This is a genomic window from Paenibacillus sp. P4_A7, assembly GCF_056402455.1.
On the sequence record NZ_JBFUHJ010000545.1, the window covers coordinates 1 to 3399 of the forward strand.

The following is a 3399-nucleotide window of genomic DNA, read 5'->3' on the forward strand; positions in this document are numbered from 1 at the left end:
GCAATGGATACAAGTTCTTGTCCTAAATCGGCAATGGATGTATGTTCTTGTCCTCAGAGAAGGACAAAAACATATATTCATAAAATAAAAAAACCACGCAGCGCGTGGATCTATATAGATATATGTTCTTGTCTTCCGACAATTGGTTTGTGTCACAATCAATGAGTTTTATTTTTATTGTTTGTTTTTTCACTATCTTTTCCTTAGCGCTCAGCAAAAAGTCCCGAATCCCGGACGTATCCGATTCGGGACTTTTTATTTACTTCTGCAACCGCGGAAATTCTCTAAACGTATATGCTTATGCTGCTTCGGATTTATTCTCAAGCAAGACATCAGCGCAAATATGTAATTCAGCATGGTAAAGTTTCTCTTCATTAAATTAAGTGTTTCATAATCTTTTATTTCCCATTTGTTATTTTTCCGTTTCAGAACTTATTGTCGTATGAGCGGAAAACTTCATTCTGTGTATTTCTCATAGTGGTATAATTAACTATGTAACTAATGATAGTGATTGGTATTATTACTACAAGGAAACTACCAAAAAGGCTTCTTGCAATCGATGATTTCGAGAGTGCTTTCATCATACTTTAACTCCTCTATATTAATGTAGAAAATAGGCCTTCATCACCCCACCACAAGGATTACGAAGATTACATATATAAGTAAGAGAGCCTCGGAGGAGACTCTCTACTTGTATGTTATTTATTTATTTATTTACTCCCTTTTCGTATGCATTCACAATCAACTTTTGACAACCTTCAATATCATTAAATGTTAAATGTTCCATAATTAAAGGTGCATCTGGCTTGTACTTCCGAAGCAGCCGTGTATAAATCGTCCAATCCGCCAACCCATCGCCGACCTTAGGTGTTTCTAACGAATCACCTTCCCATATTGCATCCTTCGCGTGAGCGATCGGTGAATATCTAGCAATCGTCCGGAATACCCGAGCGAATGCCTCTTCTTGGTCATAGAAATCCTCTGGCTGCATGTAATTAAATGGATCTAGCACAAAACCTAGTCCATCCGTTCCGATCTCTAGCATTAGCTGAGCGGCTTTATCTGTCGTAGAGAGAATGTTATACACAAAGCCTTCGATAAGAACTGAAGCCCCGTGCTGAACTGCTTTTTGACGAAGTCGTTCCACAATCGGAACTAACATCTCCCACGCATCCTGAGTATGATTCAGGGGATTGTTCAACCATGAGCTTTCCGGGTCTAATCCGCCTGTTTCTGTCGCAATATAAGAGGTTCCGAAGTCTGAACATAATTCAATCATTTTTTCAAAGCATTGTAATCCAGCTTCACGCCTCGTCAAATTAGGATCTACAAGATTCGTATAACCAGCTAGAGCAACAATTGTAATTCCATGCCTAGCAAAAAGCTCCTTCACTTCCTTCGCCCGTTGGGGAGAGGGTAAACTTTCTCCGAGCGCAATCTTAGGGTCCCGAGGGTCTAGTTGAATAACAGTTAAACCAAGCCTTTCCATAGCAGCTGCACTCTCTTCTAGCGACATCCCTGCGATTTCATGAGTCATGGCACCCAGAGCATTCATCTTCTTTTTCATCATTCTACACCACTTTCAATTGCTTCATCATTTCTGACTTTTCCACAACTCGGCCTTCTTTACTTGATAGAACCATGGCAGAAGTCATAGCAACCGTGTTGAAATTGTCTAAAGCCGTTACTGCTGGTTCACGATCCCACGCCACTGCAGCGATAAGATCAGACATCGGTCCGATGAATGCATCTGGAAACCAAGCTCCAGAGGTTTCAATCTGGATTACCGTATGCGGGTCATTTGCTTTTGCCACATAGATGTCACCATCCTGCCAGATGCTTCCTTCCGTTCCATCGATCCACCAAGTGTATTTATGTGCTTTATTTGCCTTGATAATGTTGTTAAAATGCATACTTGACATAAGGGGTTCTCTTCCGCCAATCTCACCAAATTCAATACTCGCATTATATATCATAGGATCAATGGAGTTCTGTTCGCGAAGCATCGTAGTTGTACAATGCAATCGGGTCCAGTCTCTGTGCCCTGCTGCTTCTGAAGAAGCAAAATAGCGACATAAATCCAAGTAATGAATACCATGATCTAGAATGTTGAATTGTTTAACGGATCGATACCAAGCATCGGCTTGATCTTGAAAGGATCGCATGAAATGTTGGATATTATAGACATCACCGATAACCCCTTTGTCTAATAATACTTTAATAGCTCGATGGGCTGGTGCCCACCTAGCCTGTTGATTAATCGCCAGTTTAATTCCCGCTTGTTGGGCTACTTCATGAAGCTCCTTTGCAGATTTCAAATCAAAGTGTAGCGGCTTCTGTACGAGTACGGGTCTTGGTGATTTAGCGATCTTCTTCAACACTTCTAATCTCGCAGGAGGATGTAAGGGCAAATCAATAATCTTAACATCTTCCCTATCTAACAGATCATCCACATTCGTTGTCCAGAAAGGAATATCCCATTTCTCTGCAGTCGTTCGCGCATTTTCTTCATTAACGTCGCAGCAAGCGACTACCTTGAATCCTGCCTTCTTATATGCGGGTAAATGAGCGGCATTGGTAATCCCACCACAGCCGATTATTCCAATGCCATATTGATTTAGATCTATTCCTTTGGGTGCTCCTGGCATATATTCTTCTACTGAAATGAATGATTTCATCTAGATCACCTTCCTATTCGTTTCAATTCTTACTGTTGTTTATTATGAAAAACTGAGAAGGTAGAACATGGATCTGTTTTGTCCTTATATAAATAGCGCAGCAGTTCCACCTCATCCAGTTTTAGCGACTAGACTCCCATTTGACTGTCATGTTCATGCGTGATTGCAGCACGTTGCGTCTCTCCTTTCACATGGTTAGTTTAAAGATACTCGATGCAAGTACAGATAAATAATCAAAAACAATCCACCCTTAGGTAAAAAACGGCTTTTTCTCGATTGATATTTCTATACTTAAAAGGGTTTATGTGATACGATCGGGTAAAAGATGATGGTGGACGGTGATGAGATGAAACAATCTGGACTTGAATTGGTGCACCGATATGATTTTCATGAAGGTTGGGAGCTCACCCCTCATCAGCATAAGACAGCAGAGCTCACCTTCGTTGTGGAAGGAAAGGGACAGTTTTATTCTCCCGGAGGTAAAAGCTTTCCGTTGGAGTCCGGTTCGCTAGCACTTATTTCACCATGGGAAATTCATGGTTGCATCTCGGCTTCTCCTCTCTCCAAGATGGTTATTACAATTAATCTGGATTTGGCATCGGATTATATCCGGAACACTTACACCACTCTAATTGGTAACCAACCAATCCGGGTATTGAAGTTGAATTCCGTTCAGGGAAATCACTACAGAAAAATTTTTAGTGGATTGGTGAGAGAATCC

The 3399-nt window shown here is 41.0% G+C and carries 3 protein-coding genes; 1 reads left to right on the forward strand and 2 read right to left on the reverse strand.

Features of this window, described 5'->3' with window-relative positions:
- Window positions 1–706: 706 nt before the first annotated feature.
- Both AC1DWN_RS30685 and AC1DWN_RS30690 read right to left on the reverse strand, forming a co-directional pair.
- On the reverse strand, window positions 707–1570 hold the full coding sequence (locus AC1DWN_RS30685) for a sugar phosphate isomerase/epimerase family protein (RefSeq protein ID WP_477562647.1): 864 nt from the start codon (window positions 1568–1570) through the stop codon (window positions 707–709).
- Window position 1571: 1 nt separating this feature from the next.
- Window positions 1572–2678: a Gfo/Idh/MocA family protein gene (locus tag AC1DWN_RS30690; protein ID WP_477562648.1), complete on the reverse strand. Its 1107-nt coding sequence runs from the start codon at window positions 2676–2678 to the stop codon at window positions 1572–1574.
- A 346-nt stretch (window positions 2679–3024) separates the two neighbouring features.
- Here AC1DWN_RS30690 and AC1DWN_RS30695 point away from each other — a divergent pair.
- A partial coding sequence (locus tag AC1DWN_RS30695) for a cupin domain-containing protein (RefSeq protein WP_477562649.1) occupies window positions 3025–3399 on the forward strand: 375 nt, incomplete at its 3' end.